This is a genomic window from Streptomyces sp. NPDC049887, from assembly GCF_040656535.1.
Lineage (GTDB): Bacteria > Actinomycetota > Actinomycetes > Streptomycetales > Streptomycetaceae > Streptomyces.
In genome coordinates this window covers 63,018-87,416 of sequence record NZ_JBFAMM010000030.1, presented here as the reverse complement: position 1 = coordinate 87,416, position 24,399 = coordinate 63,018, and the positions used below count along the sequence as shown (strand labels likewise).

Here is a 24,399-nt window from a genome sequence, read left to right as displayed (position 1 = left end):
CACCGCATCAGCGTCCTGTTCGCCATGCTCCGCGACGGAACCTTCTACGAACCGAGAAGCCCCCGCACAGCTTGACGAAAAACATAGAGGCACCCTCCCCCCACTCCCCGCCGGCACCCTCACCACAGCCGACGAATACCGACCGAAACTCCGCGGACCCGTACCGTGGCGCTCCCGCCTCTACATCGGAGACGAAGGCATCACCCGATGGTGGCCCGACGGAGCGATCACCATCCCCTGGTACGCCGTCGCCGGCCTCTCCACGGACGAAACCGGCACCGGGACCCTCTACGGCGAGAACGGAGCGTGCATCACCTATCACCCGGACTGGTACAGGTCCGGCGACGACATCCACGACCGGATCCGATGGCACGTCCCCCCACGCCTCCGCTTCCGCGAACGAGGAGGCGAACCGATTTGATACAGGGGGTACGAGCGCCGGTAATCTGAAGCATTCGCACTTCGTCGTCGTAATGAAGAGAGCACCGTGGCCGCCGACAAGATCGACACGATCGTCAACCTGAGCAAGCGCCGTGGGTTCGTCTACCCCAGCAGCGAGATCTACGGTGGCCAGCGCGCCGCCTGGGACTACGGACCGCTGGGTACCGAGCTCAAGGAGAACATCAAGCGCCAGTGGTGGCGCTACATGGTCACCTCGCGCGAGGACGTCGTCGGTATCGACTCGTCGGTGATCCTGGCGACCGAGGTCTGGGAGGCCTCCGGCCACGTCGCCACCTTCACCGACCCGCTCACCGAGTGCACCTCCTGCCACAAGCGCTTCCGCGCCGACCACCTCGAAGAGACCTACGAGGAGAAGCACGGTCGCGCCCCCGCGGGCGGCCTGACCGACATCAACTGCCCCCACTGCGGCACCAAGGGCCAGTTCACCGAGCCCAAGCAGTTCTCCGGCCTCCTCTCCACCCACCTCGGCCCCACCCAGGACTCCGGCTCCATCGCCTACCTGCGCCCCGAGACCGCCCAGGGCATCTTCACCAACTTCGCCCAGGTCCAGCAGACCTCCCGCCGCAAGCCGCCCTTCGGCATCGCCCAGGTCGGCAAGTCCTTCCGCAACGAGATCACCCCCGGCAACTTCATCTTCCGCACCCGCGAGTTCGAGCAGATGGAGATGGAGTTCTTCGTCAAGCCCGGCGAGGACGAGAAGTGGCACGAGTACTGGATGGAGCAGCGCTGGAACTGGTACACCGGCCTGGGTCTCCGTGAGGAGAACATGCGCTGGTACGAGCACCCCAAGGAGAAGCTCTCCCACTACTCCAAGCGCACCGCCGACATCGAGTACCGCTTCCAGTTCGGCGGCAGCGAATGGGGCGAGCTCGAAGGCGTCGCCAACCGCACCGACTACGACCTCGGCGCCCACTCCAAGGCATCCGGCACCGACCTCTCGTACTTCGACCAGGAAGCCGGAGAGCGCTGGACCCCCTACGTCATCGAGCCCGCCGCCGGAGTCGGCCGCACCATGCTCGCCTTCCTCCTCGACGGCTACAACGAGGACGAAGCCCCCAACGCCAAGGGCGTCATGGAGAAGCGCACCGTCCTGCGCCTCGACCACCGCCTCGCCCCGGTGAAGGTCGCCGTCCTGCCGCTGTCCCGCAACCCCCAGCTCTCCCCGAAGGCCAAGGGCCTCGCCGCCGACCTCCGGCAGAACTGGAACATCGAGTTCGACGACGCCGGCGCCATCGGCCGCCGCTACCGCCGCCAGGACGAGATCGGCACCCCCTACTGCGTCACCGTCGACTTCGACACCCTCGACGACAACGCGGTCACCGTCCGCGAGCGCGACACCATGAAGCAGGAACGCGTCTCCCTCGACCAGATCCAGGGCTACCTCGCCACCCGCCTTCTCGGCTGCTGACGTTCACCCCCACCACGGCAACAAGGCCCCCGGTTCCGGGTACGGAACCGGGGGCCTTGCTGCACACTGGGCCCACTCGTCGACCGCCGGCAGAGGAGGCACACCATGCCGTCCACCACCAGCAGCAAAGTCAGCAGATGGGACCAGCACGGACGCGAACACACCGTCCGCGTCCGGAAAGCAGGCGTACAGAAGGCACTCACCTGCGACACCTGCGGCTGGCGCAAAGGCGCCCAATTCCTCCCCTGGCTCAAGGCCGAGGAACACCTCGCCGACGCCCACCAGGCCACCGTCGACCCGGGCAACCGCATCCGCAACGACTGACCCCGAGCCGGACACCCCCACTCGGACAGCCCCCCCGCGCCCCGTCCGGGCCGCACGGCACCTCGAGCGGCGCGAACCGTCAGACCCGCAGACCACGCAACAACAACTCGCAGACCGCACGGAACTCGTCGTCGATCGACGGCCTCCGCCACTCCGGCGCAAACACCGGATCATGGAAACGCGCCGTCGCGTCGAACACCGCCTGCGCCACCGACACCGGATCCACGGCCTCGAACTCCCCGCCGCGCACCCCCTCTTCGACGATTCGCGTCAACTGGCTGACCAGCACCACCAGATGCTCGTCCACCACATCACTGGCCTCGGTGATCAGCACCGCGTAGGTGGCGAACAACTCCGGATCGTCACCCGCCTTGTGACGCTTCGCCTCGAACAGACGCGACAACCACGCCCGCAACTTCTCCTCCGCCGAACCGGCGGGCCCCTCCGTGATCTCCGACAGCAACTCCTCGGTACGGCCCAGCCAGCGAGCCGTCACCGCCTCACGCAGCGCCGCCTTGGTGCGGAAATGCCGGTACACACTGCCGTGACTCACCCCGAGCACGCGCGCCACGTCGACGACCGTCGCCTTGGACGGACCGAAACGACGCAGCACCTCCTCGGTCGCCTCGAGGATGCGGTCGGCGGTCAGGGTCTCCGTGGTGGACATGGCACCGACGTTACCCTCCCCCACCGACACGACCCGGACCAGCCGGACGCCCGGCGCGACGGGCACGGCAAGCCCCACGGGCGCGAGGGGCACGGCAGGCACGCAGCGGACGGCCCGCGGGCACAGCACGGCCGGCAACCCCGGGGCCGGCCGACGGGGAACCCGACCGCCGGCCCCGAGGGTGCCGAACCCCGGCCACCCGCCGTGACACGTCAGTGCTCGCTGTCGAGATGCGCCATCTGTGCCGCCGGATAACGCTCACCCGCCGCGGCCCCCCGCGGAACGGCCCGCTCGATCGCCGCGAGCTCGTCCTCCCCGAACGCCACCCCCAGCGCACCCAGCGCCTCGGCCAGCCGGTCCCGGCGCCGGGCACCCACCAGCGGAACGATGTCCTCGCCACGCGACAGCACCCACGCGATCGCCAGCTGGGCGACCGAGACGCCCTTCTGCTCCGCGATCTTGCGCAACTGCTCCACGAGATCGAGGTTGTGCCGCAGATTGTCGCCCTGGAAGCGCGGGCTCATGCCCCGGAAGTCATCGGCCGCCAGCTTCCGGCCCCCGCTGAAGTGCCCGGAGATCAGACCGCGGGACAGTACGCCGTATGCCGTGACACCGATACCCAGCTCCCGCGCCGTGGGCAGGATCGAGTCCTCGATACCGCGGGAGATCAGCGAGTACTCGATCTGCAGATCGGCGATCGGGGCCACGGAAGCCGCACGGCGCAGCGTGTCGGCACCGACCTCGGACAGGCCGATGTGCCGGACGTGACCCGCCTCGACCAGCTCTGCGATCGCACCGACGGTCTCCTCCACCGGCACGTCCGGGTCGACACGGGCGATGCGGTAGACGTCGATGTGTTCGGCGCCCAGCCGCTGCAGCGAGTAGGCGGCGAAGTTCTTCACCGCCGCCGGCCGGCCGTCATAGCCGGACCAGCCGCCGTCCGGGTCGCGGAGGGCCCCGAACTTCACGCTGATCAGCGCCTTCTCGCGGTCCGCCACCGGAGCGGCACGCAGTGCCTCGCCGATCAGCATCTCGTTGTGGCCCATGCCGTAGAAGTCGCCCGTGTCGATCAGTGTCACGCCGGCGTCGAGGGCGGCATGGATCGTCGCGATCGACTCCGACCGATCCGCGTCGCCGTAGAGCGCCGACATGCCCATGGCGCCCAGACCGATCGCCGAGACCCGGGGACCGGTGGCGCCGAGCGGACGGGTCGGGAGGGGGCGGTGCACGGGTGGGGAGGCAGGGGTGCTGTGGGTGCTGTGGGTGCTGTGGGAGTTGGGGGAGGTCATGGAAGGGGGTTCCTCGGGGGAGTGGGGACACTGACGCTGACAACTATGGCATGACGACTGACAGATTTCAATATTTGTCAGTCGTCATTGAGTGGTGAGGTGTGCGACGCGTGCCACCAGGCCGGAAAATCGGGTGTCGGTACCGCCCCCTGCCGGTACCGTCGGCGCATGCCCTCCTTCTTCCAGATCTACGAGTGAGAGTGCGGCGGCCACGTCCCGCCCCCACCAGCTGACATCCGGATCACTTCTCACCACGATGGGAGAACCCCGTGGCCAAGGGCCGTAACAACCTCCTCGGCGTGGGCGGACAGCGCCGAAAGCTGTCCCGCGCCGACCAGCAGGGCAACGGTCCGGCGAGCCAGGCAGACCGCCGGACGGCCGCCGACCAGAAGCAGGAGCTCCTGCGCAGGATGCGTGAGCGCACCCAGGGTGCCGACGGTGCTGACAGCGAGGCTTCCCAGGACGCGAGCGACGCGCAGAGCTGACGCCGTCTCATGTCGAAGGGCCTGGATCACCCTGGTGGTCCGGGCCCTCTTCGTCCTCGGATGCGGTCGCCCGATCCCGGGCCATGATGGAAGGGACGTACCTACCGGAGGTGTGTGTCATGGCCGAGCAGGACCGCGGAGTGCCGCCGGAGCGGCTGGAGGACGGGCAGCTGCTGAAGGAGCTGGAGGCCATCCACCGCACCCGCCACGAGACCCTGCTGTACGGCTCCGACGACGCTCTGCAGACGCACACTTCCCGGATGGGCGCCTTGGAGGCGGAGTACGTCCGCCGTCACCCCCGGCGGGCCACGTCCCGGGCCCGGACCCGGGAGGGCGCACGGGCCCGTACGTGCGACGAGCCCTGAGCTCAGCTCTCCGTCGCGTCGGCGGGCACCTCGAACACGCCGGTGTCGGGCTCGCAGCCGAACGGGTCGGGGATCTCCAGCTTCCCGCCGAACGGGTCCCTGCGCCGGGACGGACACCCCTTGGCGGAGGGCTCCCGGAACACGGTGGCGGTCTGCTCGTGCATGTCCAGCAGCAGTTGGACGGGCACGCCTGCCCTGCCGTGGGGCCCTTGTCCTGCCAGTCCGAGCCGGGTCGCCGAAGAGGTGTCACGGGGGGTTTCCGTGGTCGCCGGTCGCTCGGGCATCAGTGTCATGACGCGCCCTCCTTCGTGCCCGCGGCCAGGTTCGGCCGCGTGTGTCGCCTTGACCGCCCGGTGGTCGCCGGTGACGAGGCCGAGGGCGAGGACGGGCGGTGTGCGGACCCGTATGCATAGTACGTCTAACTAATGAACTTGACAGTGCGCGACAATGGTCCAATGACCACGCTCGCCCAGCCCTCGACGCTGTCCATCGGCCCGCACGCCGTACAGCCCCCGGTGGTGCTCGCGCCCATGGCCGGCATCACGAACGCGCCGTTCCGCACCCTTTGCAGGGAGTTCAGCGGGGGCAAGGGGCTGTTCGTGAGCGAGATGATCACGACCAGGGCGCTGGTCGAGCGCAACGAGAAGACGATGCAGCTGATCCACTTCGACGCGTCGGAGACGCCGCGTTCGATCCAGTTGTACGGGGTTGACCCGGTCACGGTCGGCAAGGCGGTCCGCATGATCGTGGACGAGGACCTGGCGGATCACATCGATCTGAACTTCGGCTGTCCGGTGCCCAAGGTGACGCGCAAGGGCGGCGGCTCGGCGCTGCCGTACAAGCGGAACCTGCTGCGGGCGATCCTGGGCGAGGCGGTCGGCAACGCGGGCGGTCTGCCGGTGACGATGAAGATGCGCAAGGGCATCGACGACGACCACATCACCTATCTCGACGCGGGGCGGATCGCGGTCGACGAGGGTGTGACGGCGATCGCCCTGCACGGGCGGACCGCGTCTCAGCACTACGGCGGTACGGCCGACTGGGGCGCGATCGCGCGGCTCAAGGAGCATGTGCCGGAGATCCCGGTGCTGGGCAACGGTGACATCTGGTCGGCGGACGACGCGCTGCGGATGATGCGGGAGACGGGCTGCGACGGGGTGGTCGTGGGGCGCGGCTGTCTGGGCCGGCCGTGGCTGTTCGGGGATCTGGTCGGTGCCTTCGAGGGGTCGGGTGCCTCTGCGAGTCCGTCGTTGCGCGAGGTCGCGGACGTGATGGTGCGCCATGCGCGGCTGCTGGGGGAGTGGATCGGGGACGAGTCCCGTGGCGTGATCGACTTCCGTAAGCACGTGGCGTGGTACCTGAAGGGGTTCGCGGTCGGGTCGGAGATGCGCAAGCGGCTGGCGGTGACGTCGTCGCTGGAGGAGTTGCGCGCTCAGCTGAGCATGCTGGATCTGGACCAGCCGTGGCCGTCGGGTGCGGACGGTCCGAGGGGGCGTACGTCGGGGAACAACCGGGTCGTGCTGCCGGACGGCTGGCTGAGGGACCCGTACGACTGTGCAGGTGTGAGCGAGGATGCGGAGCTGGACACGTCCGGGGGCTGATCGGGCGGCGGGTCGGGAGTCCGGTCCGGGACCGGGTGCGAGCGGGTCCGGATGGTGGGATCCGGTCGTTGCCGTCGGCGTGATTCTCGCCACCTCTGATAAGGGTTGCGCTCAGATGAGCGCTCTCGGGGTGACTGTGACTTCGGAAGGGGTGGCACTGAGTGCCACCCCTTCTGTGTTCAATAATTGAACTCAGATGCCTTTCGGAGCGCTCATCTGAGCGGCGATTTCCCGCTTTCGGTCAAGTGCTCTTCGAGGGGTGAAGGTGCGAAGGGCACCGGCTTGACGCATCGGTAACCTGCGATCTGCTGGCGGACGGGTGGTTACGGCCGAATGACAAACAAGTGGACGTACCCAGGTGCCTTCGATCTGGGTATGTTCCTCGCCGTCAGGGCAGCCACCGAGTCCTCGAGGAGTCGAGACCCGTGTCGGAAAACAAAGATCAGAAGTTCGTCTACGACTTCACCGAGGGCAACAAGGACCTCAAGGACCTCCTCGGTGGCAAGGGTGCGAACCTCGCCGAGATGACCAACCTCGGTCTGCCCGTCCCCCCGGGCTTCACCATCACCACCGAGGCCTGCAAGGTCTACCTCGACAGTGGTGAGGAGCCCGCGGCACTGCGTGACGAGGTGAGTGCGCACCTCGACGCGCTGGAGCAGCGCATGGGCAAGAAGCTGGGCCAGGCCGACGACCCGCTGCTGGTGTCCGTGCGTTCCGGCGCCAAGTTCTCCATGCCCGGCATGATGGACACCGTCCTGAACATCGGTCTGTCCGACACGTCGGTGGAGGGCCTCGCCAAGCAGGCCGGCGACGACCGCTTCGCGTGGGACTCCTACCGCCGGCTCATCCAGATGTTCGGCAAGACCGTCCTCGGCGTCGACGGCGAGCTGTTCGAGGACGCCCTGGAGGGGGCCAAGGAGGCCAAGAAGGTCACGGTCGACACCGACCTGGACGCCTCCGACCTGAAGAAGCTGGTCAAGCAGTTCAGGAAGATCGTCAAGTCCGAGACCGGCCGCGACTTCCCGCAGGACCCGCGCGAGCAGATGGACCTGGCCATCAAGGCCGTCTTCGACTCCTGGAACGGCGACCGGGCGAAGCTCTACCGCCGTCAGGAGCGCATCCCGCATGACCTCGGCACCGCGGTCAACGTCTGCTCCATGGTCTTCGGCAACCTCGGCCCGGACTCCGGCACCGGTGTCGCCTTCACCCGCGACCCCGCCTCCGGCCACCAGGGCGTGTACGGCGACTACCTGCAGAACGCGCAGGGTGAGGACGTCGTCGCCGGTATCCGCAACACCGTGCCGCTCGCGGATCTGGAGTCGATCGACAAGAAGTCGTACGACCAGCTGATGCAGATCATGGAGACGCTCGAGACGCACTACAAGGATCTGTGCGACATCGAGTTCACCATCGAGCGCGGCCAGCTGTGGATGCTGCAGACCCGGGTCGGCAAGCGCACCGCGGGTGCCGCCTTCCGGATCGCCACCCAGCTCGTGGACCAGGGCCTCATCGACGAGGCCGAGGCGCTCCAGCGCGTCACCGGCGCGCAGCTCGCGCAGCTGATGTTCCCCCGCTTCGACGAGACCGCCCAGGTCGAGAAGCTCGGCCGGGGCATCGCCGCCTCCCCGGGCGCGGCGGTCGGCAAGGCGGTCTTCGACTCCTACACGGCCGTCAAGTGGTCCCGTTCCGGCGAGAAGGTCATCCTGATCCGCCGTGAGACCAACCCGGACGACCTCGACGGCATGATCGCGGCCGAGGGCATCCTGACCTCCCGCGGCGGCAAGACCTCCCACGCGGCCGTCGTCGCCCGCGGCATGGGCAAGACCTGTGTCTGCGGCGCCGAGGAGCTGGAGGTCGACACCAAGCGCCGCCGGATGACGGTGAACGGCACGGTCGTGGAGGAGGGCGACGTCGTCTCCATCGACGGTTCCACCGGCAAGGTGTACCTCGGCGAGGTCCCGGTCGTACCGTCGCCGGTGGTGGAGTACTTCGAGGGCCGGATGCACGCGGGTGCCGACGACGCCGACGAGCTGGTCCAGGCCGTGCACCGGATCATGGCCTACGCGGACCGGGTGCGCCGGCTGCGGGTACGGGCCAACGCCGACAACGCCGAGGACGCGCTGCGCGCCCGCCGCTTCGGTGCGCAGGGCATCGGGCTGTGCCGCACCGAGCACATGTTCCTCGGTGAGCGCCGTGAGATGGTCGAGAAGCTGATCCTCGCCGACACCGACGACGAGCGCGAGGAGGCGCTGAAGGCGCTGCTGCCGCTGCAGAAGAAGGACTTCGTCGAGCTCTTCGAGGCGATGGACGGGCTGCCGGTGACGGTGCGGCTGCTGGACCCGCCGCTGCACGAGTTCCTGCCGGACATCACCGAGCTGTCGGTGCGGGTGGCGCTCGCTGAGGCCCGCAAGGACGCCAACGAGAACGACCTGCGCCTGCTGCAGGCGGTGCACCGGCTGCACGAGCAGAACCCGATGCTGGGCCTGCGCGGCGTCCGTCTCGGTCTGGTCATCCCCGGTCTGTTCACCATGCAGGTGCGGGCCATCGCGGAGGCCGCGGCGGAGCGGAGGAACGCCAAGGGCGACCCGCGTGCCGAGATCATGATCCCGCTGGTGGGCACGGTCCAGGAGCTGGAGATCGTCCGCGAGGAGGCCGAGGAGGTCATCGCGGAGGTCGAGGCGAGGACCGGCGTGGAGCTGAGGCTGGCGCTGGGCACGATGATCGAGCTGCCTCGTGCCGCGCTGACCGCCGCCCAGATCGCGGAGGCGGCCGAGTTCTTCTCCTTCGGCACGAACGACCTCACCCAGACCGTGTGGGGCTTCAGCCGGGACGACGTGGAGGCGAGCTTCTTCACGGCCTACCTGGAGAAGGGCATCTTCGGCGTCAGCCCCTTCGAGACGATCGACAAGGACGGTGTCGGTTCGCTGGTGCGCAACGCGGCGGCGGCCGGCCGGGCCACCCGCCCGGACCTGAAGCTCGGCGTCTGCGGTGAGCACGGCGGTGACCCGGAGTCGGTGCACTTCTTCCACGAGGTGGGCCTGGACTACGTCTCCTGCTCACCGTTCCGGATCCCCGTGGCCCGTCTGGAGGCGGGCCGCGCGGCGGCGCAGTCCTCCGGGAGCGACAGCCGCTGACGGGAGCGAGCGCCGTCGGCGGAGGCCGTCGGCGGCGCTGATTCCCGCCCCCTGAACCCGGGGCCGTCGGTGGTCCCCGACCCTCACCGACCGGCCGGCGGTCCCGGTGCACCGAGGGACGAGCGGGACGGGCACCTTGTGCGGAGGTGTCCGTCCCGCTCGTTTCCTTTTGGCGATTCCTGTTGCGGGTGGGTCCTGGCGCGGCGGGCCTGACGCCGACGGCCCTGTTGAATGACGGACCAGTAGCACGATTTAACGGGAGCTTGATTTTCGCCATTCGTTGAGCAAAGAACAGGCGGGGCGCGGTCGACGGATCCCCACCCGCCGGCCGCGCCCCATTACCGATGCCGGACACGGAGCCGCAACCTCCGCCGACCGCCGCCAGGCGCGGAAAGCCCCCCACGGTCTTTGCCTACGCCCCTCGGTACCCGAAGGTTTCGTGCCCGACGTCGTACAGCTTTTCGGTTGACCACCCTGTTGCGCGATGCGTTTCAACTGTGGCTGAAACACCGTGGTAACGTCCTGTGATTGCATGCATACTCAGTGACGGGGGCGATTGCGGATGCAACAGTGGGGGTTCCGTGCTGCGAATCCACTTCACCGGTGAAGACCTCGCCAGGGTGCGGATGGCGGCCAGACCGGACGTTTTGTGGGAAGCGATTCTGAGTTTCCACCGTTTACGGGACAGGCGCGGCGCCACCGTCTTCGGGGAATGGCGGACGGAAACCCGGGCCCGGCTGAACGGTGAAACACGGCTCCTCGCGGCCCTCGTTCCGCAGCGAGGCTATTTCCCGGACTTCCTTACCCCACCCGAGGCACTGGAGGGTCTGGAGGAGGGCCTGGAGGCGGTGCGCGCCACCCCGGTGCGCAGGCTCGGCGCCGAGCTGGCGCTGCTCGCCGCGGAGCGGCCGCACTCCGTGCTCACGGGCCGGCTCGCCGGGCTGGCCGAGGGCGCGGACGGGCCGATGGACCGACTCGTGGGGGCACTGCGCAGCTACCACCGGTCGGCGATCGAGCCGTACTGGCCGCACGTACAGGCCGCGGTCGAGGCCGATCGCGCCGTGCGCGGCCGGGCCCTGCTCGACGGGGGAGCGGACGAGCTGCTGGCCTCCCTGCCGCCGATGCTGCGCTGGCGGGCGCCGGTGCTGGAGGCCGACTACCCGGTGGACCGCGAACTGCGGCTGGAGGGGCGCGGGCTGCTGCTGCAGCCGTCGTACTTCTGCCGCGGCACGCCCGTCGTCCGCCGGGACCCGGACCTGCCGCCGGTGCTGGTCTATCCCGTGACGCACACCGGGTCCCCGGTGACGTGGGAGCGGGACGGGCTGTCGCTGGGCCGGCTGGTGGGGCACACCCGCTCGGCGGTGCTGCAGTCCATCGGCAGCGGCTGCACGACGAGCGAACTCGCCCGCCGGGCGGGGGTGTCGCTCGCCTCCGCCAGCCAGCACGCGTGCGTGCTTCGGGAGGCCGGGCTCGTGGTCACGCTGCGGAACGGGAACGCGGTGCTGCACACGATGACGCCGCTGGGCACGGCCCTGCTGAGGGGCCGCGCCCAGCGTGATCCGGAGCCGCCGGGGGTGCTTACGCCCGGAACGGTCCCGTCACCTCGTAGGTGATGCCGCCCGACGAGCTGCCGCTGGTGCCGCGCTGGCTGGAGAAGTACAGCCGCTGCCCGTCCGGGGAGAAGGCCGGTCCGGTGATCTCCGAGCCGGACTGGCCGCTGATCCGCAGGAACGGCGCGACGATGTCGTCGGGGGTGATGAGGCAGATCTCCATGTTGCCGCCGTCCTCCGCGACGAACAGATCGCCGGAGGACGAGCCGGTGACGTTGTCCACGCCGGTGAGCGGGGCCGAGCCGCCCGTCACCAGCGAGTCGTCGTAGGCGAGTTCATAGGTGCCGTCGGCGAGGTTGAGCTGCCAGAGACGGTTGTCGCCCTTGGTGGTGAACCAGACGGTGTCGTTGGCGTAGTGGCAGCCCTCCCCGCCGTTGAACCTCTTCGCTCCGGACACCTGGCTGCGGGTCGCGGTGGGGGAGCCGTCCGGGTCGGGCACGTTCGCCCAGCTGAACGATCCGGAGGTCGCGGTTCCGGCGACCAGCACCTGGAGGGTGCCCGAGGACAGGTCGCCCCAGGTCGTGGGGAGGAAGCGGTAGAGGCAGCCGTTGCTCTCGTCCTCGGTCAGGTACACCGCCTTGCGGACCGGGTCGGCGGCCGCGGCCTCGTGCTTGAACCGGCCCATGGCGTCGCGGCGGACCGCGGCCTGCACGCCCCACGGGTCGGTCTCGTAGACATAGCCGAGGCTGACCTCCTCGCACGACAGCCAGGTGTTCCACGGGGTCTTCCCGCCCGCGCAGTTGGTGCGGGTGCCCGACAGGATCCGGTAGGCCCCGGTGATCGCGCCCGCCGAGGAGAACCGGACCGCGCTCGCCCCGCCGGAGGGGTTGATCTCCGAGTTGGACACATAGATCCAGCCGGAGCCGTCGGCGAAACAGGCCCCGCCGTCGGGGGCGTTGTGCCAGGTGTACGAGGTGGAGGCGACCTTCTGCCCGGACCGGGCGATCACCCTGCTGGTGAATCCGGCCGGCAGCCGGATGCCGTTGGCGTCGGCCGCGCCGAGCGCCCCGTACGGCCCGGTGCCGGGCTGGGCCGGGGCCGCGGAGGCGGCACCCTGCCACAGCGTGAAGCCGAAGGCCGCCGCGGACGTGCCGATGACCGCTCCGCGCAGGAAGCTGCGTCGTTCCACTGTCACTCCAGGGGGAAGTCGTGACTGCCCCGCCCGCCGGGCGGCGGGCCGGGGTCGCGCGCCAACGGACCATAGAAGTGAGGAGTTGACACAGCGTCAACGACGGGTGACGTGGAGGCGTCACGGACGGGGCGGGGCGAACGGCGGCATCGCGCCACGCCGACCTCCGACGCCTGCCGGACGGCGGCACGGCCCGGTGGTTCAGCTCTCGAGCAGTTCCTTGAGGTCGGCCAGACGCTCCTTCCAGAACGCCTTGTACGCCGCCACCGCGTCGCCGTCGGGAAGCCCGGTGTGGCTGAGGCCGATCCGCGTCCTCTGCTCACTCCTGGCGGTGAGGTGCACCGCGATGCGGCTGGCGCCGCCGTCCCAGTCGGCGGTCACCGACCTGCCGGGCCGGTGGGTCCGGAGGGTGAACTCGCCCTCGGGGAGCCAGCGGGGGCGCAGGGCGTCGTCGGCGAACCACGGGTTGACGAGACGCGCGGGGACGCCGACCGTCCTGCTGCCCGAGGCCTGCCAGCCGCCGCCGGATCCCTGCCCGACGGCCCGCATGCCGCGCTCCTGCTCGTACCCCACGGTGATCGACTGCGCGTACCAGCCGGGAACCCCGTGGGCGCCGACCAGATGCCGGGCGATGGCGGCGTGGTCGTGGCCGGTGGCGCCCCAGGAGTCGAGGAGGGCGAACCAGCCGTCCCAGTCCTTCCCGGTGGCCTGGTGCAGGGCCTGCCCCGACAGCCTCTCGGTGATCTTCTTGCCCGCGGTGCCCATGGGTCGACGGTACCGCGCAGGTGTACGGGGGCCGGGATACCGCACGCGCGGGCCCGGAGTGCACCCGGCGTCCCGGGCCCGCTCCGTCCGCCCGCTGCCCGGGCGCTCCCGGGTGGGCGGTGCGGCGGTGGCGCGCCGCCCGCGACACGGAACGACGGTCGCCCGGGCCGGACGGCCGGGTGCACCCGCCCCGCCCGGCGCGCCCGACGAAACGGATGTGCTGACTCCGGAAAAAGTTCCCGCCACGGCGATGAGTCCGGCGCACGCCCCGGGTCCACCCCCACGACAGACGACGCCCCCGGGCGCGACGACGACCATGAGAGAGGCATCCGCCATGACCCAGATGATCTTCGTGAACCTGCCGGTGAAGGACCTCGACGCGTCTAAGGCCTTCTGGGAGGCGGTCGGTTACACCTTCAACCCCCGGTTCACCGACGAGACCGCCGCCTGCATGGTCATCAGTGACTCCATCTTCGCGATGCTGCTGACCGAGGCCCGGTTCAAGGACTTCACCAGGAAGGACGTCGCCGACGCCGCCTCCAGCACCGAGGTGATCGTCGCGCTGAGCGCCGAGAGCCGTGAGAAGGTCGACGAGCTGACCGACGCGGCCCTCGCGGCCGGTGGCTCGCCGGCGAACGAGCCGCAGGACCACGGCTTCATGTACGGCCGTTCCTTCCAGGACCCTGACAACCACATCTGGGAGGTCGTCTGGATGGACGAGAAGGCCGTCGAGGGCCGGTAGCCCGGCCTTGGCGCCCCTCGACGTCGTGGTACGTCACGCCGGTGAGCTGCTAGGCGGCCATCCGGAGCCGCTCACCGGCGACCCCGGCCGGCGTCCACAGCCCGCACCGGCACCCGGCGGGCGCGCCCCGCCGGTCCAGCAGCCGCGGCCCGTCGGGCGAGTCGGGGCGCCCGCCGGGGCCGTCGCCGCGCAACGGCGTCGGCAGCGCCCGCCGGGAGCCCGCCGCCGGACCGGGCGAAGAAGCCGGTTGCCGGCCTACGCGAGCCGTCCGGTGTCCGCCCGTAGGGCAGGGCCATGACGCCGGCGTCGCCGACGGACCGCACGGGTTCCGCCCGCTCTCCGCCCCCGCGGGCGGGAGCTGCCTCGGCCCTTCGGCGGCCCCCGGCCGGGCGGGCGGTCAGTAGTAGCCCTTCTCCCCGTCGAGCAGTTCCCGGACGGTGTCCAGGTGACCGGCGTGTCGGGCGGTCTCCTCCACCATGTGGATCAGCATCCAGCGCAGGGAGGCGGCGGACGACTTGTAGTCGGGGTGCCGGCCGGTCTCGTCGAGCGAGTGGGCCGCGACGATCTCGTTCGAGATCGCGCACTGCCGCTCGTAGTCCTGGAGCAGCCGTGCCAGCGGGACGCCCTCGACCCGCATGTCGGCGTCCTCCGGCGACTCGGCGAACTGCGGGCCGTCGGCGGGCCGGCCGAGGAAGAGGACCTCGAACCAGGCGTTCTCGGTCCAGCGCAGGTGGGAGATGACGCCCGCCACCGTCATCAGGGGCGAGGTCGGCAGGACGGACCGATGGGCGTCCGCTTCCGCGAGGCCCTCGCACTTGTAGTGGACGATCGCGCGCTGCATGTCGAGCCAGCCGACCAGCTGGGTCCGCTCGTCTGCCACGAAGGGGGGACGTACCCGGGGAGGCGTCATGGGCGCGACGGTAGTGGAGGACGGCTGCGGGCCGCACCCCGATTACCCCCCGGCGGGCGGAGGTTCCCGCCCGGCGGACGCGGGTCCGGGCCCAGCGCCTGTGCGCCTCCTTCCGGTCGGTGCGGGTTCTCGTCCCGCGGAGGGGTGTCGCCCCCGGTCGGTGGGGGTTCTCGTTCCGCGGGCGGGTGTTGCCCGTGGGCCGGCGCGCGCCCCGGGCGGCGGGGCCGGCGGCCCGGCCCCCCCGTCGTGCCGCCGGGCCCCGCCGTGTGCGTCCCGCCCCGCGCCCGGAAGGCTCGTCGCCCGCCGACACGCACCGCGCCGCCGGTTCGCGCCGCGGCCGGCCCCCGTGTCGTCAGGCCCAGCGCACCGCGAACGCGCGCACCGACACCTCGTCGTCGTCCAGGCAGCGGCCCGTCGCGAGGTCGAACCGCTGCTTCAGCAGCGGGGAGGCGACGAACGCCCGCCCGTCCGCGGTGCCCACCAGGCCCCGGGACAGGACCTGGGCGCCGGTGAACGGGTCGCGGTTGTCGATCGCGTACGGTGTCCCCGCGCGGTCCAGGAAGATCGCGGCCTGACGCCCGTCGGGGAGGAGGGCGGCCATGCCGCGGCCCGGGGTGAGCCGGGTGATCTCGCAGACGGGCAGCCAGGTGCCGGCCAGTTCGATCTGGAACGTGATCGGGGGTGCGTCCTGGATCGTCATCGTGCTGGTGTCCCTTCCAGGGTGAGAACGGTGAGGTCCGGCTTGATCTGGTCCCGTTCCGGGACGAATCTCACGGACGGGTCCGGTGCGTCCGGCGCGTTCACGAACGACACGAAGCGGCGCAGCCGGTCCGGGTCGTCGAGGGTCTCGGCCCACTCGTCGCGGTAGCCGGCCACGTGCCGGGCCATCATCGCCTCGAGTTCGCCGCACAGCCCGAGGGAGTCGTGCACCACGACGTCCCGCAGGTGGTCGAGTCCGCCCTCCAGGCGTTCCAGCCAGACCGAGGTGCGCTCCAGGCGGTCCGCGGTGCGGATGTAGAACATCAGGAACCGGTCGATGAGCCGGACGAGTTCGGCGTCGGACAGGTCCTGGGCGAGCAGGTCCGCATGGCGCGGGGTGGCCCCGCCGTTGCCGCCGACGTACAGGTTCCAGCCGTTGGCGGTGGCGATCACGCCGAAGTCCTTCGACTGGGCCTCCGCGCACTCGCGGGCGCAGCCCGAGACCGCCGACTTCAGCTTGTGCGGGGCGCGCAGGCCCCGGTAGCGCAGCTCCAGGTCGATGGCCATCCGGACGCTGTCCTGGACCCCGTAGCGGCACCAGGTCTGCCCCACACAGGACTTGACCGTGCGCAGGGACTTCCCGTAGGCGTGGCCGGACTCGAAGCCGGCGTCCACCAGGCGGGTCCAGATCGCGGGGAGCTGGTCCACGCGGGCACCGAACATGTCGATCCGCTGGCCGCCGGTGATTTTGGTGTAGAGGCCGAAGTCCCGGGCGACCTCGCCGATCACGATCAGCTTCTCGGGGGTGACCTCCCCGCCGGGGATGCGGGGCACGATCGAATAGGAGCCGTTGCGTTGCAGGTTGGCGAGGAAGTGGTCGTTGGTGTCCTGCAGCGCGCCCTGTTCGCCGTCGAGGATGTAGCCGTTGCCGAGGCTGGCGAGGATCGAGCCGACGGCGGGCTTGCAGGTCTCGCAGCCGTCGCCGCCGCGGGCATCCTCCCGCCCGTGGGAGTCGAGGAGTTCGGCGTACGAGGTGAGGCCGAGCGTGCGGACGATCTCGTACAGCTCGCTGCGGGTGTAGGAGAAGCAGCCGCACAGGCCCTGGTCGGCGGCCTGCGGCAGCAGCTGGCCGATGACCTTGACGCAGCTTCCGCAGCCCGTGCCCGCCTTGGTGCACTTCTTCACCTCGGGCAGGGTGGTGTGGGTGCAGATCTCGCCCTTGGTGACGTTGTGGCAGGAGCAGATCACGGCCTCGTCGGGCAGGGCGGACGGGCCGAGCGCGACGGGCGCCCCGGCTCCGGCGGGCAGCACCAGCTGCTCCGGCGGCACGGGCGGTACGGAGCCGGTGAGCGGGCGGAGCATGCCGTAGGAGTCGGCGTCGCCGACGAGGACGCCGCCGAGCAGGGCGCCGTCCGCGCCGACGACCAGCTTCTTGTAGACCCCGGAGCGGGAGTCGGAGTAGACGACGTCGAGGCAGCCCTCGGCCGTGCCGTGCGCGTCGCCGAACGAGGCCACGTCCACGCCGAGGAGCTTCAGTTTGGTGGAGGTGTCGGCTCCGGTGAAGGCGCTGTCGGAGGTGCGGTCGGCGAGGACGTCGGCGACGGTCTTCGCCATGTCGTAGCCGGGCGCGACGAGCCCGTAGACCCGTCCGTCCGAGGCGAGGGCGCACTCGCCGATCGCGTACACGTCCGGGTCGGAGGTGCGGCAGCGCTCGTCGACGACGATGCCGCCGCGTTCGCCGACGGCCAGGCCCGTGTCGCGGGCCAGCTGGTCGCGGGGACGCACGCCGGCGGAGAAGACCACCAGGTCGGTGGCGAGCGTCGAGCCGTCGGAGAGCTTCATACCGGTGACGGCGGGGCCGTCGGCGACGATCTCCTGGGTGCCGACGCCGGTGTGGACGGCCAGGCCCATGCCCTCGATGGTGCGCAGCAGCGCGGCGCCGCCGCCGTCGTCGACCTGCACCGGCATCAGCCGGGGCGCGAACTCCACGATGTGGGTGTCCAGGCCCAGGCCCTTGAGCGCGCCGGCCGCCTCCAGACCGAGGAGTCCGCCGCCGACGACGACGCCGGTGCGGGAGTTCTTGGCGTACTCCTCGATCGCCAGGAGGTCCTCGATGGTGCGGTAGACGAAGCAGCCCTCGGCGTCGCGGCCCGGCACGGGCGGCACGAACGGGTAGGAGCCGGTGGCCAGGACGAGCGTGTCGTACGTGAACGTCCGCCCGCCGCGCGAGGTGACCGTGCGGGCGGCGCGGTCGATGTGCTCCGCCGGGTCGTCCAGGTGGAGCTCGATGCCGTGCCGTGCCATGAAGCCGTCCTCGACGAGGGAGAGGTCGTCGGGTGTCCGGCCGGAGAAGTACGAGGTGAGCTGGACCCTGTCGTAGGCGGGGCGCGGTTCCTCGCACAGCACGACGACCCGGGCGCGGCCGGTGACGCCGCGCTCCGCGAGGGCCTCCAGGAAGTGCTGGCCGACCATCCCGTGGCCGACGAGCACGATCGTGGGGGTGGTCATCTCAGAGTCCTCCATCGGTGGTGAGCAGGTGGAGCAGGGGTGCTTCCGGGAGTGGGTCGTCGCCCTCCCAGGCCCGGGCGAGCGCGCCGACGGCGGCGAGGTCTCCGAGGAGCACGCCGCCGACGAGCCGGTCGCCACGGACGACGACCTTCCGGTAGGCGCCGCGGGTGGCGTCCGCGAGCCGCACGACGTCGTCCCCGGGCCGCGGCGAGGGCTCCCCGAAGGCGGCGACGTCGAAGGCGCCGGCGGAGCCCAGGGTGAGCCGGGTGAGGGACCGGGTGCCGGTGTAGCGCGGGGCGCCCGGCCCCTGGCCCGGTACGGTCGCGGCGGTCAGGGCCGCCGCCAGCACGTCGGCCTGTTCCAGGGCGGGTGTCGCCAGCCCGTAGACGGTGCCCGCGTGTTCGGCGCAGTCGCCGATGGCGTGGACGTACGGGTCGGACGTGGTCAGGGTGTCGTCGACGACCACGCCCTGGCGGACCGTGAGGCCCGCGTCCGCGGCGAGGCCCGTGCGGGGGCGGACGCCGCAGGCGAGGACGACCTGGTCGGCGTCGAGGACGAAGCCGTCGGCGAGCTCGACCCCGGTGACGGACCCGCCGTGGTGGCGCAGCCCCCTGGCGTGGCACTCGGTGTGGACCTCCACCCCGAGTCCCTCCAGGTGGTGGCGCACCAGGCCGCCGGCCTCCGGGTCGAGGTGGCGGTCCATCAGGGTGGGACCCTGGTGGGCGACGACCACGTCCGCGCCCCGCTCCGCGAGCGCACGCGCGGCGGAGACGCCCAGCAGCCCGCCGCCGACGACGACCGCCCGGCCGCCGGGCCGGGCCGCGGCCGCGAGTGCCAGGCAGTCGTCGAGGGTGCGGAAGGGGTGGACGCCGTCCGGCAGCCCGCCGTCGAGCCCGCGCAGCGGCGGCAGCACCGGGTTCGACCCGGTCGCCAGCACCAGCCGGTCGTACACCACCGACGAGCCGTCCGCGCAGTGCACGGTCCGCGCCTCGCGGTCGATCCGTACCGCCCGCACCCCGCGCCGCACCTCGGCCGTACCGTCGGGGACCGGCGGCAGCGCGATCACCTCGGGTCCGTACCGGCCGGCCAGGACCTCGGCCAGCAGCACCCTGTTGTAGGGGGCGTGCGGCTCCTCGCCGAGCAGCGTGACGTCGCACGCCGGGGCGAGTTGCCGCGCCAGCCGCGCGCCCGCCATCCCGGCGCCGATCACCACGATCCTCGAATCCATGTACGCAGCGTGCGGTGCGGGTGTTACCCGTTCGCATCCCGCTTGTTTCCCATGCGGAACACTGCCCTCAGCGTCCGCCCGGCCGCAGTGTGAGGGGCACGGGTGCGCGGTCGGCTGCCCGGTTCACCGGGGTGGCAGGCCGCTCCCGCCCCGCGAACCTCAGACGTGGCTCAAGACTCACGGGATCGATGGACGGCACATGCATCTTCTCCGTAGGGTCGCGGCCATGCCCGACATATCGCTGACCACCCTCGTCCTCCTGTGTGTGGCCGCCGCGGCGGCCGGCTGGATCGACGCGGTGGTCGGCGGAGGGGGGCTCCTGCTCCTGCCGGCGCTGCTGCTCGGCATGCCGCAGATGCCCGCCGCTCAGATCCTCGGCACCAACAAGGCGGTCGCCGTCGTCGGCACGACCGGCGCGGCGGTCACCTATGTCCGCAAGGCGCCGGTGCGGGTGGGGACGGCTGTACGGATCGGGCTCGCCGCGCTCGCCGGCTCGATGGGCGGGGCGTTCTTCGCGGCGGGCATCAGCAGCGAGGTGCTCCGGCCCGTGATCATGGTGGTGCTGCTGGGCGTCGCGGCGTTCGTCATGCTGCGCCCGTCCTTCGGCACCGGTGCGGACCGGGGGCCGGTCACCCGCGCCCGGATCGCCACCGCGATCGTCCTCGTCGGCGGCGGGATCGGTTTCTACGACGGCCTGTTCGGGCCCGGTACCGGCACCTTCCTGGTGCTGGCCCTGACCGCGGTGCTCCATCTCGACCTGGTCGCGGCCTCCGCCACCGCCAAGATCGTCAACGTGTGCACCAACGCCGGCGCGCTCGCGATGTTCGCCTACCAGGGGACGGTGCTGTGGCGGCTGGCCGCGCTGATGGCGGTGTTCAACCTGGCGGGCGGCATGTTCGGCGCGCGGATGGCGCTCCGCAAGGGCGCGGGGTTCGTACGCGGAGTGCTGCTCGTGGTCGTGTTCTCACTGGTGGCGAAGCTCGCGTTCGACCAGTGGTCGGGGTAGGGCCGGGTCGGGCGTGGCGGGTGCGCCGAGGTGTGGCGGGCCATCTCGCGGAGCAGCTCGTTCCGCGAGCGCTGGACGGGCCGGCGGAGGCGTGGCGGGCCTTGCGGAACGGGTCGTTCCGCGGACGCCGACCAGATGGGCGAAGACCACCACGTTGCCTCCGTACCCGGTCTTCTCGTCGAAGGAGCCGCCACAGGTGATCACCCGTAGTTCGGCCCTGCGCGCGGCCCCGTACACCTTCCGGTCGGGAAAGGCGTCGTTCTCGTACACCTCGACCGCGTCGACCGTGAAGACCGCCGTGCGGCCGTCCTCGCGCAGGACCTCGATGCGGTTGCCCCTGCTCAGCGTGCCCAGCTTGTAGAAGACGGCGGGCCCGTCGGCGTCGTCGACGTGGCCCGCGACGATCGCGGTGCCCCGGGCGCCCGGCGTGGTGCCGCCGCCGTACCAGCCGGCCACCTCGCCCTCGTCGGCGGGCGGCACCTCGAGGCTGTCGTCGGGGGCCAGTCCGAGGCGCGTCACGGGCGCGTCCACCGCGATCCGCGGGATGCGCAGCCGCACCGGCGGTGACGGCGGCAGCGGAGGGGCGGCGGCGTCCGTGTGCCGGCCGGTGGCGAAGGCCTCGGCGGCGGAGGGGGCGGGCGGGGTGACGGGCCGGGCGCCGTTCTGCACCAGCCACACACCGGCGCAGACGGCCGCGGCCAGCAGCAGCCCCTTCGTCTTCATGAGCTCCTCCGGGACTCCTCGGACGCCTGCTCCGGGAGGGGAAAACTCCCCGCCCCCGTCAGCCGGACGAAGCGTGACGGGGGCGGGGACGGCGGTACGAGGGACGGTGGAGGCCGAGCGCCAACGCTCTCCGTCAGCCCTGCGCGCCGCTCGCCCGACGGCGCAGGAACCAGGTCCCGCCGACGGCGGCCGCGGCCAGGACGGCCACCCCCGCCGTGATCTGGGTGATGTCGGGGCCGACGCTGCCGCCGACTCCCGTCTTCACATGGCCGCTCGGTTCGTGCCCGTGGGCCCGCACCACGAGGTCCCCGGCGGCCTTCTTGCCGTTGTCGCAGAGCACGGAGACCGTGTAGGTCCCGGGCTCGGTGTCCTCGGGCACCGTGAACCTGCCGACCGCGGCGTCCTTGCGGGCGCCGGGTACCAGGTCGAACTCGTCCGCGCCGAGCGCCCCGGCGTCGCCCGTGCCGTGACCGCGCTCGCCGCACGCGGTGGTGCTCACGGTCACGGCGGCACCGGCGGTGGTGCTGGAGGGGGTCAGGGTCAGCGTCCCGGGGTCCGCCGCGTACGCGGCGGGGAGCGCCGTCGCACCGACGCAGGCGGCCGTGAGCGCGGGGCCGACCAGCAGGCGGGCGGTGGTGCGCATGACGTCCTCCGGGGCGATGGCCGGTGCCGCCGGACCGGGTGCCGGCGGCCGTTCCTACACCTCAAGAGGTAAGGCGCAGACCCTCCCCACGCCTGCTGATGGGCGATCAGAATCGCTCGAACCGTACGGCGTGTCGTCTTGGTCCGGGAGCGTCATCGCAGGTCACAGGGGTGAGATTGCGCCATTGGCCGGGCGGTTCGAGGAGCCGCGCCGAACGAGTGACGCCCCCTGCGCGAAGGCCGCGCGGGCCGCCGTCAGATCTCGTCCCACGGGACCGCCCCGTAGGCGTCGCGCAGCCGGGTCATCAGCTCCCCGTCCACGGCGAACTCCGTCGTGCCGATCCGGTGGACGGGCGCGAGGCCCTGTGAGTTCACCAGGACCGCCGCCGGGTACCTGCCGAGGTCCGCGAGCCGCACCTCCCGCCGCTCGTACGGCAGCAGCCGCTGCAGCAGCGCCATCGTGGTCCCGCGCAGCGCCGGCGCGTCCGGCCAGACCAGCGAAGTGCCGTCCCAGAAGACGACATTGGCGACGTGGCCCTCCGCGACCTCCCCGCCGGGGCCGGTCAGCAGCGCGTCGTCGAAGCCCGCCAGCGCGGCGGCCCGCCCGTAGTACGGCTGGCCGACCCCGCCCGCGTGCTTGATGTGCGGGACCGGCCGAAGGAACGGCACCGGCATCATGCTCCGGGGCGCCCCCGGCATGGTCTTCGGCTCCCGCACGGTCACCACCACCGTCGGAGCGCCGCCGGCGGTCGCCGGCCCGTACACGTACACCCGCACGCCCGCGTCGCCCCGGCCCGACCCGTCGAGCGCCTGGCGCACCAGCGCCCGCACCCGGTCCCCGCCGAGGTCCGTGCCGAACAGCTCGCGCGTCCCGTGCTCCAGCCGTTCCAGGTGCAGCGCCAGGCCCCGGGCCCGGCCGCCGCGCACCTGCATCGCCGTGAAGTGCCCGTAGGCGGCCTGGAACACCGGGATCACGGCGGGATCCAGCCCGGTCGCCGGCCGGCCGTCGATCTCGATGTGCACGATCGGCGGATTCGTCATCCGCCCACCCTAAGGGCCGGGCCAGGACGGGCTCCTGCGCGGTCGGCCCGCGACGGTGCTCCTGCGGGCTTCCGGTCCGGGACGCGGTCCGGACGGCCGGCCCGTCCGCCGCTCAGTCCTCGATCAGCCGGCGGGGACCGGGGCCGTGCGCGGCCAGCTCGTCACCCGGGTTGGACAGCGCGCAGCGGTCCAGCGACAGACAACCGCAGCCGACGCAGTCCGTGAGGTTGTCCCGCAGACGCTGGAGCGTACGGATCCGCGCATCCAGGTCCTCGCGCCAGCGCTCGGAGATCCGGGCCCAGTCCTCCCGGGTGGGCGTGCGGTCGTCCGGCAGCAGCCCCAGCACCTCGCGGATGGTGGCCAGCGGAATGCCGAGCCGCTGCGAGGTCCGGATGAACGCGACCCTGCGCAGCGTGTCCCTGCCGTAGCGCCGCTGGTTTCCGGCGGTGCGGCGGCTGGTGATGAGCCCCTCGCGCTCGTAGAAACGCAGTGCGGACGGGGCGACACCGCTGCGCTGCGCCAGCTCACCGACCGTGGCTTCCCTGGCTTCCCGGGCGAGATGCGACATGGCGTCAGACTATCGTTCGACTTCGACAACGGTTCAGGTATCGCGCCGGCCGGCGTCGAGCTCACCCCGCGGGCGTCCGCCGCCGAGTCCTGCCGCCGCCGTCGCATCAGGGGCCGAGGGGCGACGCGGGTCCCGCCCCGTGCCGGGGCCGGCACTGGATCGCCGGGCGAGGTGGGTGGTAGACGTACGGCCGTGACCCCGGTCCTCCGGCGGGGCGCGCAGACCGCGCGGACGGGCACGTCCGCGCCGTACGAGGAGTGTTCGTGACCCGGGCCATGACCGTACTGACCACGACCGACAGCGCCGCGAAGGCCGAGGAGCTGGCGCGCGGCGCGGTGGAGGCGAGGCTGGCCGCCTGCGCGCAGATCTCGGCGCCCGTCACCTCCGTGTACCACTGGCGGAACGCCATCGAGACCAGCGAGGAGTGGCAGGTCCTGCTCAAGACCACCGAGGACCGCTACGACGCGCTGGAGGCGCATCTGCTGGCCCACCACGACTACGACACTCCCGAGATCATCGCGACACCGGTCGTGCGGGGAAGCGAGGGGTACCTGGCGTGGATCGCCGCGGAGACCGCGGAGCAGGCGTGACGGGCCGGCACCGGGAGCCCCGTCTGCCGTTCTTCGTCTACGGCACGCTGCGTGCGGGCGAGCGCAACCACGACCTCTTCCTGCGCGGGCGCACCACGGCCGAGGAACCCGCCCGGCTGCGCGGCGCGCTCCTGTACGAGGGTCCGGGCTACCCGTACGCGATCGAGGGCGACGGCGTCGTCACCGGCGAACTCGTCACCGCGGCGCCGGAACGCCACCGCGAGCTCACAGCCGTCCTCGACCACCTGGAGGAGTTCTACGGCCCCGGCGACCCGCGCAATCTGTACGTGCGGGTCGAGCGCCACGTCCACACGGCGTCGGGCACCGTACCGGCCTGGGTGTACGTGGCGGCGGGACCGGTGGCACGCGAACTGCGTGCGAAGGGCACACTCATCCCCGGAGGCGACTGGTTCGCACGGGGCTGACCCCGCGGACCGTCCGTCCCGGCGCGCGGGACGGGCCGGCACCACGGCCCGGTTCCGGGTTCCGGGGCCCCGCGCGGG

Annotated in this window: 23 protein-coding genes and 1 pseudogene; 11 read left to right on the top strand and 13 right to left on the bottom strand. The window is 71.6% G+C overall.

Annotation, left to right across the window (positions count from 1 at the left end; genetic code table 11):
• Positions 1 to 487 precede the first annotated feature (487 nt).
• On the top strand, positions 488 to 1,870 hold the full coding sequence (locus AB0J10_RS28705; protein WP_363065460.1) for a glycine--tRNA ligase: 1,383 nt from the start codon (positions 488 to 490) through the stop codon (positions 1,868 to 1,870).
• 105 nt (positions 1,871 to 1,975) lie between these two features.
• Positions 1,976 to 2,194, top strand: a complete 219-nt coding sequence (locus tag AB0J10_RS28700) for a hypothetical protein (RefSeq protein WP_363065458.1) — start codon at positions 1,976 to 1,978, stop codon at positions 2,192 to 2,194.
• 79 nt (positions 2,195 to 2,273) lie between these two features.
• On the opposite strand, the gene AB0J10_RS28695 is transcribed toward AB0J10_RS28700, so the two are convergent.
• Both AB0J10_RS28695 and AB0J10_RS28690 read right to left on the bottom strand, forming a co-directional pair.
• Entirely contained in the window at positions 2,274 to 2,861 is a 588-nt protein-coding gene (locus tag AB0J10_RS28695) for a TetR family transcriptional regulator (RefSeq protein WP_363065456.1), read from the bottom strand.
• Positions 2,862 to 3,073: 212 nt separating this feature from the next.
• Positions 3,074 to 4,150: an aldo/keto reductase gene (locus tag AB0J10_RS28690; RefSeq protein WP_363065454.1), complete on the bottom strand. Its 1,077-nt coding sequence runs from the start codon at positions 4,148 to 4,150 to the stop codon at positions 3,074 to 3,076.
• Positions 4,151 to 4,419: 269 nt separating this feature from the next.
• On the opposite strand from AB0J10_RS28690, the gene AB0J10_RS28685 reads away from it, so the two are divergent.
• Both AB0J10_RS28685 and AB0J10_RS28680 read left to right on the top strand, forming a co-directional pair.
• A complete protein-coding gene (locus AB0J10_RS28685) occupies positions 4,420 to 4,635 on the top strand; it encodes a DUF6243 family protein (RefSeq protein WP_363065452.1) in 216 nt (71 codons plus the stop codon).
• 119 nt (positions 4,636 to 4,754) lie between these two features.
• Complete coding sequence (locus AB0J10_RS28680; protein WP_363065450.1) at positions 4,755 to 5,000, top strand: DUF6158 family protein; 246 nt, start codon at positions 4,755 to 4,757, stop codon at positions 4,998 to 5,000.
• A 2-nt stretch (positions 5,001 to 5,002) separates the two neighbouring features.
• Here the strand turns inward: AB0J10_RS28680 and AB0J10_RS28675 are convergent, their stop codons facing one another.
• The gene (locus tag AB0J10_RS28675; RefSeq protein WP_363065448.1) at positions 5,003 to 5,293 is read right to left on the bottom strand and encodes a hypothetical protein; all 291 of its coding nucleotides are present in this window, start codon (positions 5,291 to 5,293) and stop codon (positions 5,003 to 5,005) included.
• Positions 5,294 to 5,455: 162 nt separating this feature from the next.
• Between AB0J10_RS28675 and dusB the strand changes: the two genes are divergently transcribed.
• The 3 genes from dusB (at position 5,456) to AB0J10_RS28660 (ending at position 11,348) form a co-directional block, all read left to right on the top strand.
• Positions 5,456 to 6,601, top strand: a complete 1,146-nt coding sequence (gene dusB, locus AB0J10_RS28670; RefSeq protein WP_363065446.1) for a tRNA dihydrouridine synthase DusB — start codon at positions 5,456 to 5,458, stop codon at positions 6,599 to 6,601.
• 425 nt (positions 6,602 to 7,026) lie between these two features.
• Positions 7,027 to 9,735 (top strand): pyruvate, phosphate dikinase, encoded by a 2,709-nt coding sequence (gene ppdK / locus AB0J10_RS28665; RefSeq protein WP_363065444.1) that lies wholly within the window; start codon positions 7,027 to 7,029, stop codon positions 9,733 to 9,735.
• A 581-nt stretch (positions 9,736 to 10,316) separates the two neighbouring features.
• Positions 10,317 to 11,348: a winged helix-turn-helix domain-containing protein gene (locus AB0J10_RS28660; RefSeq protein WP_363065442.1), complete on the top strand. Its 1,032-nt coding sequence runs from the start codon at positions 10,317 to 10,319 to the stop codon at positions 11,346 to 11,348.
• Here AB0J10_RS28660 and AB0J10_RS28655 read toward each other — a convergent pair.
• Positions 11,314 to 12,474, bottom strand: coding sequence for an alkaline phosphatase PhoX (locus AB0J10_RS28655; protein WP_363065440.1), 1,161 nt, complete (start codon positions 12,472 to 12,474; stop codon positions 11,314 to 11,316). The genes AB0J10_RS28660 and AB0J10_RS28655 overlap by 35 nt on opposite strands.
• Before the next feature lie 201 nt (positions 12,475 to 12,675).
• Positions 12,676 to 13,239 (bottom strand): hypothetical protein, encoded by a 564-nt coding sequence (locus AB0J10_RS28650; protein ID WP_363065438.1) that lies wholly within the window; start codon positions 13,237 to 13,239, stop codon positions 12,676 to 12,678.
• A gap of 334 nt (positions 13,240 to 13,573) precedes the next feature.
• Here AB0J10_RS28650 and AB0J10_RS28645 point away from each other — a divergent pair, with 334 nt between their 5' ends.
• Positions 13,574 to 13,981 carry a VOC family protein gene (locus tag AB0J10_RS28645; protein WP_363065436.1) on the top strand — a complete coding sequence of 136 codons (408 nt, stop codon included), beginning with the start codon at positions 13,574 to 13,576 and terminating at the stop codon, positions 13,979 to 13,981.
• A 397-nt stretch (positions 13,982 to 14,378) separates the two neighbouring features.
• On the opposite strand, the gene AB0J10_RS28640 is transcribed toward AB0J10_RS28645, so the two are convergent.
• The 4 genes from AB0J10_RS28640 to AB0J10_RS28625 all read right to left on the bottom strand — a co-directional run bounded on the left by AB0J10_RS28640 (position 14,379) and on the right by AB0J10_RS28625 (position 19,326).
• Positions 14,379 to 14,891: a DinB family protein gene (locus AB0J10_RS28640; protein WP_363065434.1), complete on the bottom strand. Its 513-nt coding sequence runs from the start codon at positions 14,889 to 14,891 to the stop codon at positions 14,379 to 14,381.
• Between the two features lie 352 nt (positions 14,892 to 15,243).
• Positions 15,244 to 15,591 (bottom strand): nitrite reductase small subunit NirD, encoded by a 348-nt coding sequence (nirD, locus tag AB0J10_RS28635; protein ID WP_363065432.1) that lies wholly within the window; start codon positions 15,589 to 15,591, stop codon positions 15,244 to 15,246.
• On the bottom strand, positions 15,588 to 18,098 hold the full coding sequence (gene nirB, locus AB0J10_RS28630) for a nitrite reductase large subunit NirB (RefSeq protein ID WP_363065430.1): 2,511 nt from the start codon (positions 18,096 to 18,098) through the stop codon (positions 15,588 to 15,590). The genes nirD and nirB overlap by 4 nt, the downstream gene beginning before the upstream one ends.
• Before the next feature lies 1 nt (position 18,099).
• On the bottom strand, positions 18,100 to 19,326 hold the full coding sequence (locus AB0J10_RS28625; RefSeq protein ID WP_363065428.1) for an FAD-dependent oxidoreductase: 1,227 nt from the start codon (positions 19,324 to 19,326) through the stop codon (positions 18,100 to 18,102).
• A gap of 226 nt (positions 19,327 to 19,552) precedes the next feature.
• Here AB0J10_RS28625 and AB0J10_RS28620 point away from each other — a divergent pair, with 226 nt between their 5' ends.
• Positions 19,553 to 20,332 (top strand): TSUP family transporter, encoded by a 780-nt coding sequence (locus AB0J10_RS28620; protein ID WP_363065426.1) that lies wholly within the window; start codon positions 19,553 to 19,555, stop codon positions 20,330 to 20,332.
• Between the two features lie 120 nt (positions 20,333 to 20,452).
• Here AB0J10_RS28620 and AB0J10_RS28615 read toward each other — a convergent pair.
• The 4 genes and pseudogenes from AB0J10_RS28615 to soxR form a co-directional block, all read right to left on the bottom strand.
• Positions 20,453 to 21,055: pseudogene (locus AB0J10_RS28615) on the bottom strand (class F sortase); the annotation flags it as partial.
• A 133-nt stretch (positions 21,056 to 21,188) separates the two neighbouring features.
• Positions 21,189 to 21,698 (bottom strand): hypothetical protein, encoded by a 510-nt coding sequence (locus tag AB0J10_RS28610; RefSeq protein ID WP_363065424.1) that lies wholly within the window; start codon positions 21,696 to 21,698, stop codon positions 21,189 to 21,191.
• A gap of 254 nt (positions 21,699 to 21,952) precedes the next feature.
• Entirely contained in the window at positions 21,953 to 22,738 is a 786-nt protein-coding gene (locus AB0J10_RS28605; RefSeq protein ID WP_363065422.1) for an aminotransferase class IV, read from the bottom strand.
• A gap of 112 nt (positions 22,739 to 22,850) precedes the next feature.
• Positions 22,851 to 23,306, bottom strand: coding sequence for a redox-sensitive transcriptional activator SoxR (gene soxR, locus AB0J10_RS28600; protein ID WP_363065420.1), 456 nt, complete (start codon positions 23,304 to 23,306; stop codon positions 22,851 to 22,853).
• A gap of 275 nt (positions 23,307 to 23,581) precedes the next feature.
• Between soxR and cutA the strand changes: the two genes are divergently transcribed.
• Both cutA and AB0J10_RS28590 read left to right on the top strand, forming a co-directional pair.
• Positions 23,582 to 23,896, top strand: coding sequence for a divalent-cation tolerance protein CutA (gene cutA, locus AB0J10_RS28595; protein ID WP_363065468.1), 315 nt, complete (start codon positions 23,582 to 23,584; stop codon positions 23,894 to 23,896).
• Entirely contained in the window at positions 23,893 to 24,321 is a 429-nt protein-coding gene (locus AB0J10_RS28590) for a gamma-glutamylcyclotransferase family protein (protein ID WP_363065418.1), read from the top strand. Before cutA ends, AB0J10_RS28590 begins: the two co-directional genes overlap by 4 nt.
• The last annotated feature ends 78 nt before the right edge of the window (positions 24,322 to 24,399 follow it).

What these genes read in the sequence shown, in the direction of transcription:
- AB0J10_RS28700 (WP_363065458.1), top strand. Translation starts at nt 1,976, where the DNA reads ATGCCGTCCACCACCAGCAGCAAAGTCAGCAGATGGGACCAGCACGGA.
- AB0J10_RS28695 (WP_363065456.1), bottom strand. Translation starts at nt 2,861, where the DNA reads ATGTCCACCACGGAGACCCTGACCGCCGACCGCATCCTCGAGGCGACC.
- AB0J10_RS28690 (WP_363065454.1), bottom strand. Translation starts at nt 4,150, where the DNA reads ATGACCTCCCCCAACTCCCACAGCACCCACAGCACCCACAGCACCCCT.
- AB0J10_RS28680 (WP_363065450.1), top strand. Translation starts at nt 4,755, where the DNA reads ATGGCCGAGCAGGACCGCGGAGTGCCGCCGGAGCGGCTGGAGGACGGG.
- AB0J10_RS28675 (WP_363065448.1), bottom strand. Translation starts at nt 5,293, where the DNA reads ATGACACTGATGCCCGAGCGACCGGCGACCACGGAAACCCCCCGTGAC.
- dusB (WP_363065446.1), top strand. Translation starts at nt 5,456, where the DNA reads ATGACCACGCTCGCCCAGCCCTCGACGCTGTCCATCGGCCCGCACGCC.
- AB0J10_RS28650 (WP_363065438.1), bottom strand. Translation starts at nt 13,239, where the DNA reads ATGGGCACCGCGGGCAAGAAGATCACCGAGAGGCTGTCGGGGCAGGCC.
- AB0J10_RS28645 (WP_363065436.1), top strand. Translation starts at nt 13,574, where the DNA reads ATGACCCAGATGATCTTCGTGAACCTGCCGGTGAAGGACCTCGACGCG.
- AB0J10_RS28640 (WP_363065434.1), bottom strand. Translation starts at nt 14,891, where the DNA reads ATGACGCCTCCCCGGGTACGTCCCCCCTTCGTGGCAGACGAGCGGACC.
- nirD (WP_363065432.1), bottom strand. Translation starts at nt 15,591, where the DNA reads ATGACGATCCAGGACGCACCCCCGATCACGTTCCAGATCGAACTGGCC.
- nirB (WP_363065430.1), bottom strand. Translation starts at nt 18,098, where the DNA reads ATGACCACCCCCACGATCGTGCTCGTCGGCCACGGGATGGTCGGCCAG.
- AB0J10_RS28625 (WP_363065428.1), bottom strand. Translation starts at nt 19,326, where the DNA reads ATGGATTCGAGGATCGTGGTGATCGGCGCCGGGATGGCGGGCGCGCGG.
- AB0J10_RS28620 (WP_363065426.1), top strand. Translation starts at nt 19,553, where the DNA reads ATGCCCGACATATCGCTGACCACCCTCGTCCTCCTGTGTGTGGCCGCC.
- AB0J10_RS28610 (WP_363065424.1), bottom strand. Translation starts at nt 21,698, where the DNA reads ATGCGCACCACCGCCCGCCTGCTGGTCGGCCCCGCGCTCACGGCCGCC.
- AB0J10_RS28605 (WP_363065422.1), bottom strand. Translation starts at nt 22,738, where the DNA reads ATGACGAATCCGCCGATCGTGCACATCGAGATCGACGGCCGGCCGGCG.
- soxR (WP_363065420.1), bottom strand. Translation starts at nt 23,306, where the DNA reads ATGTCGCATCTCGCCCGGGAAGCCAGGGAAGCCACGGTCGGTGAGCTG.
- cutA (WP_363065468.1), top strand. Translation starts at nt 23,582, where the DNA reads ATGACCGTACTGACCACGACCGACAGCGCCGCGAAGGCCGAGGAGCTG.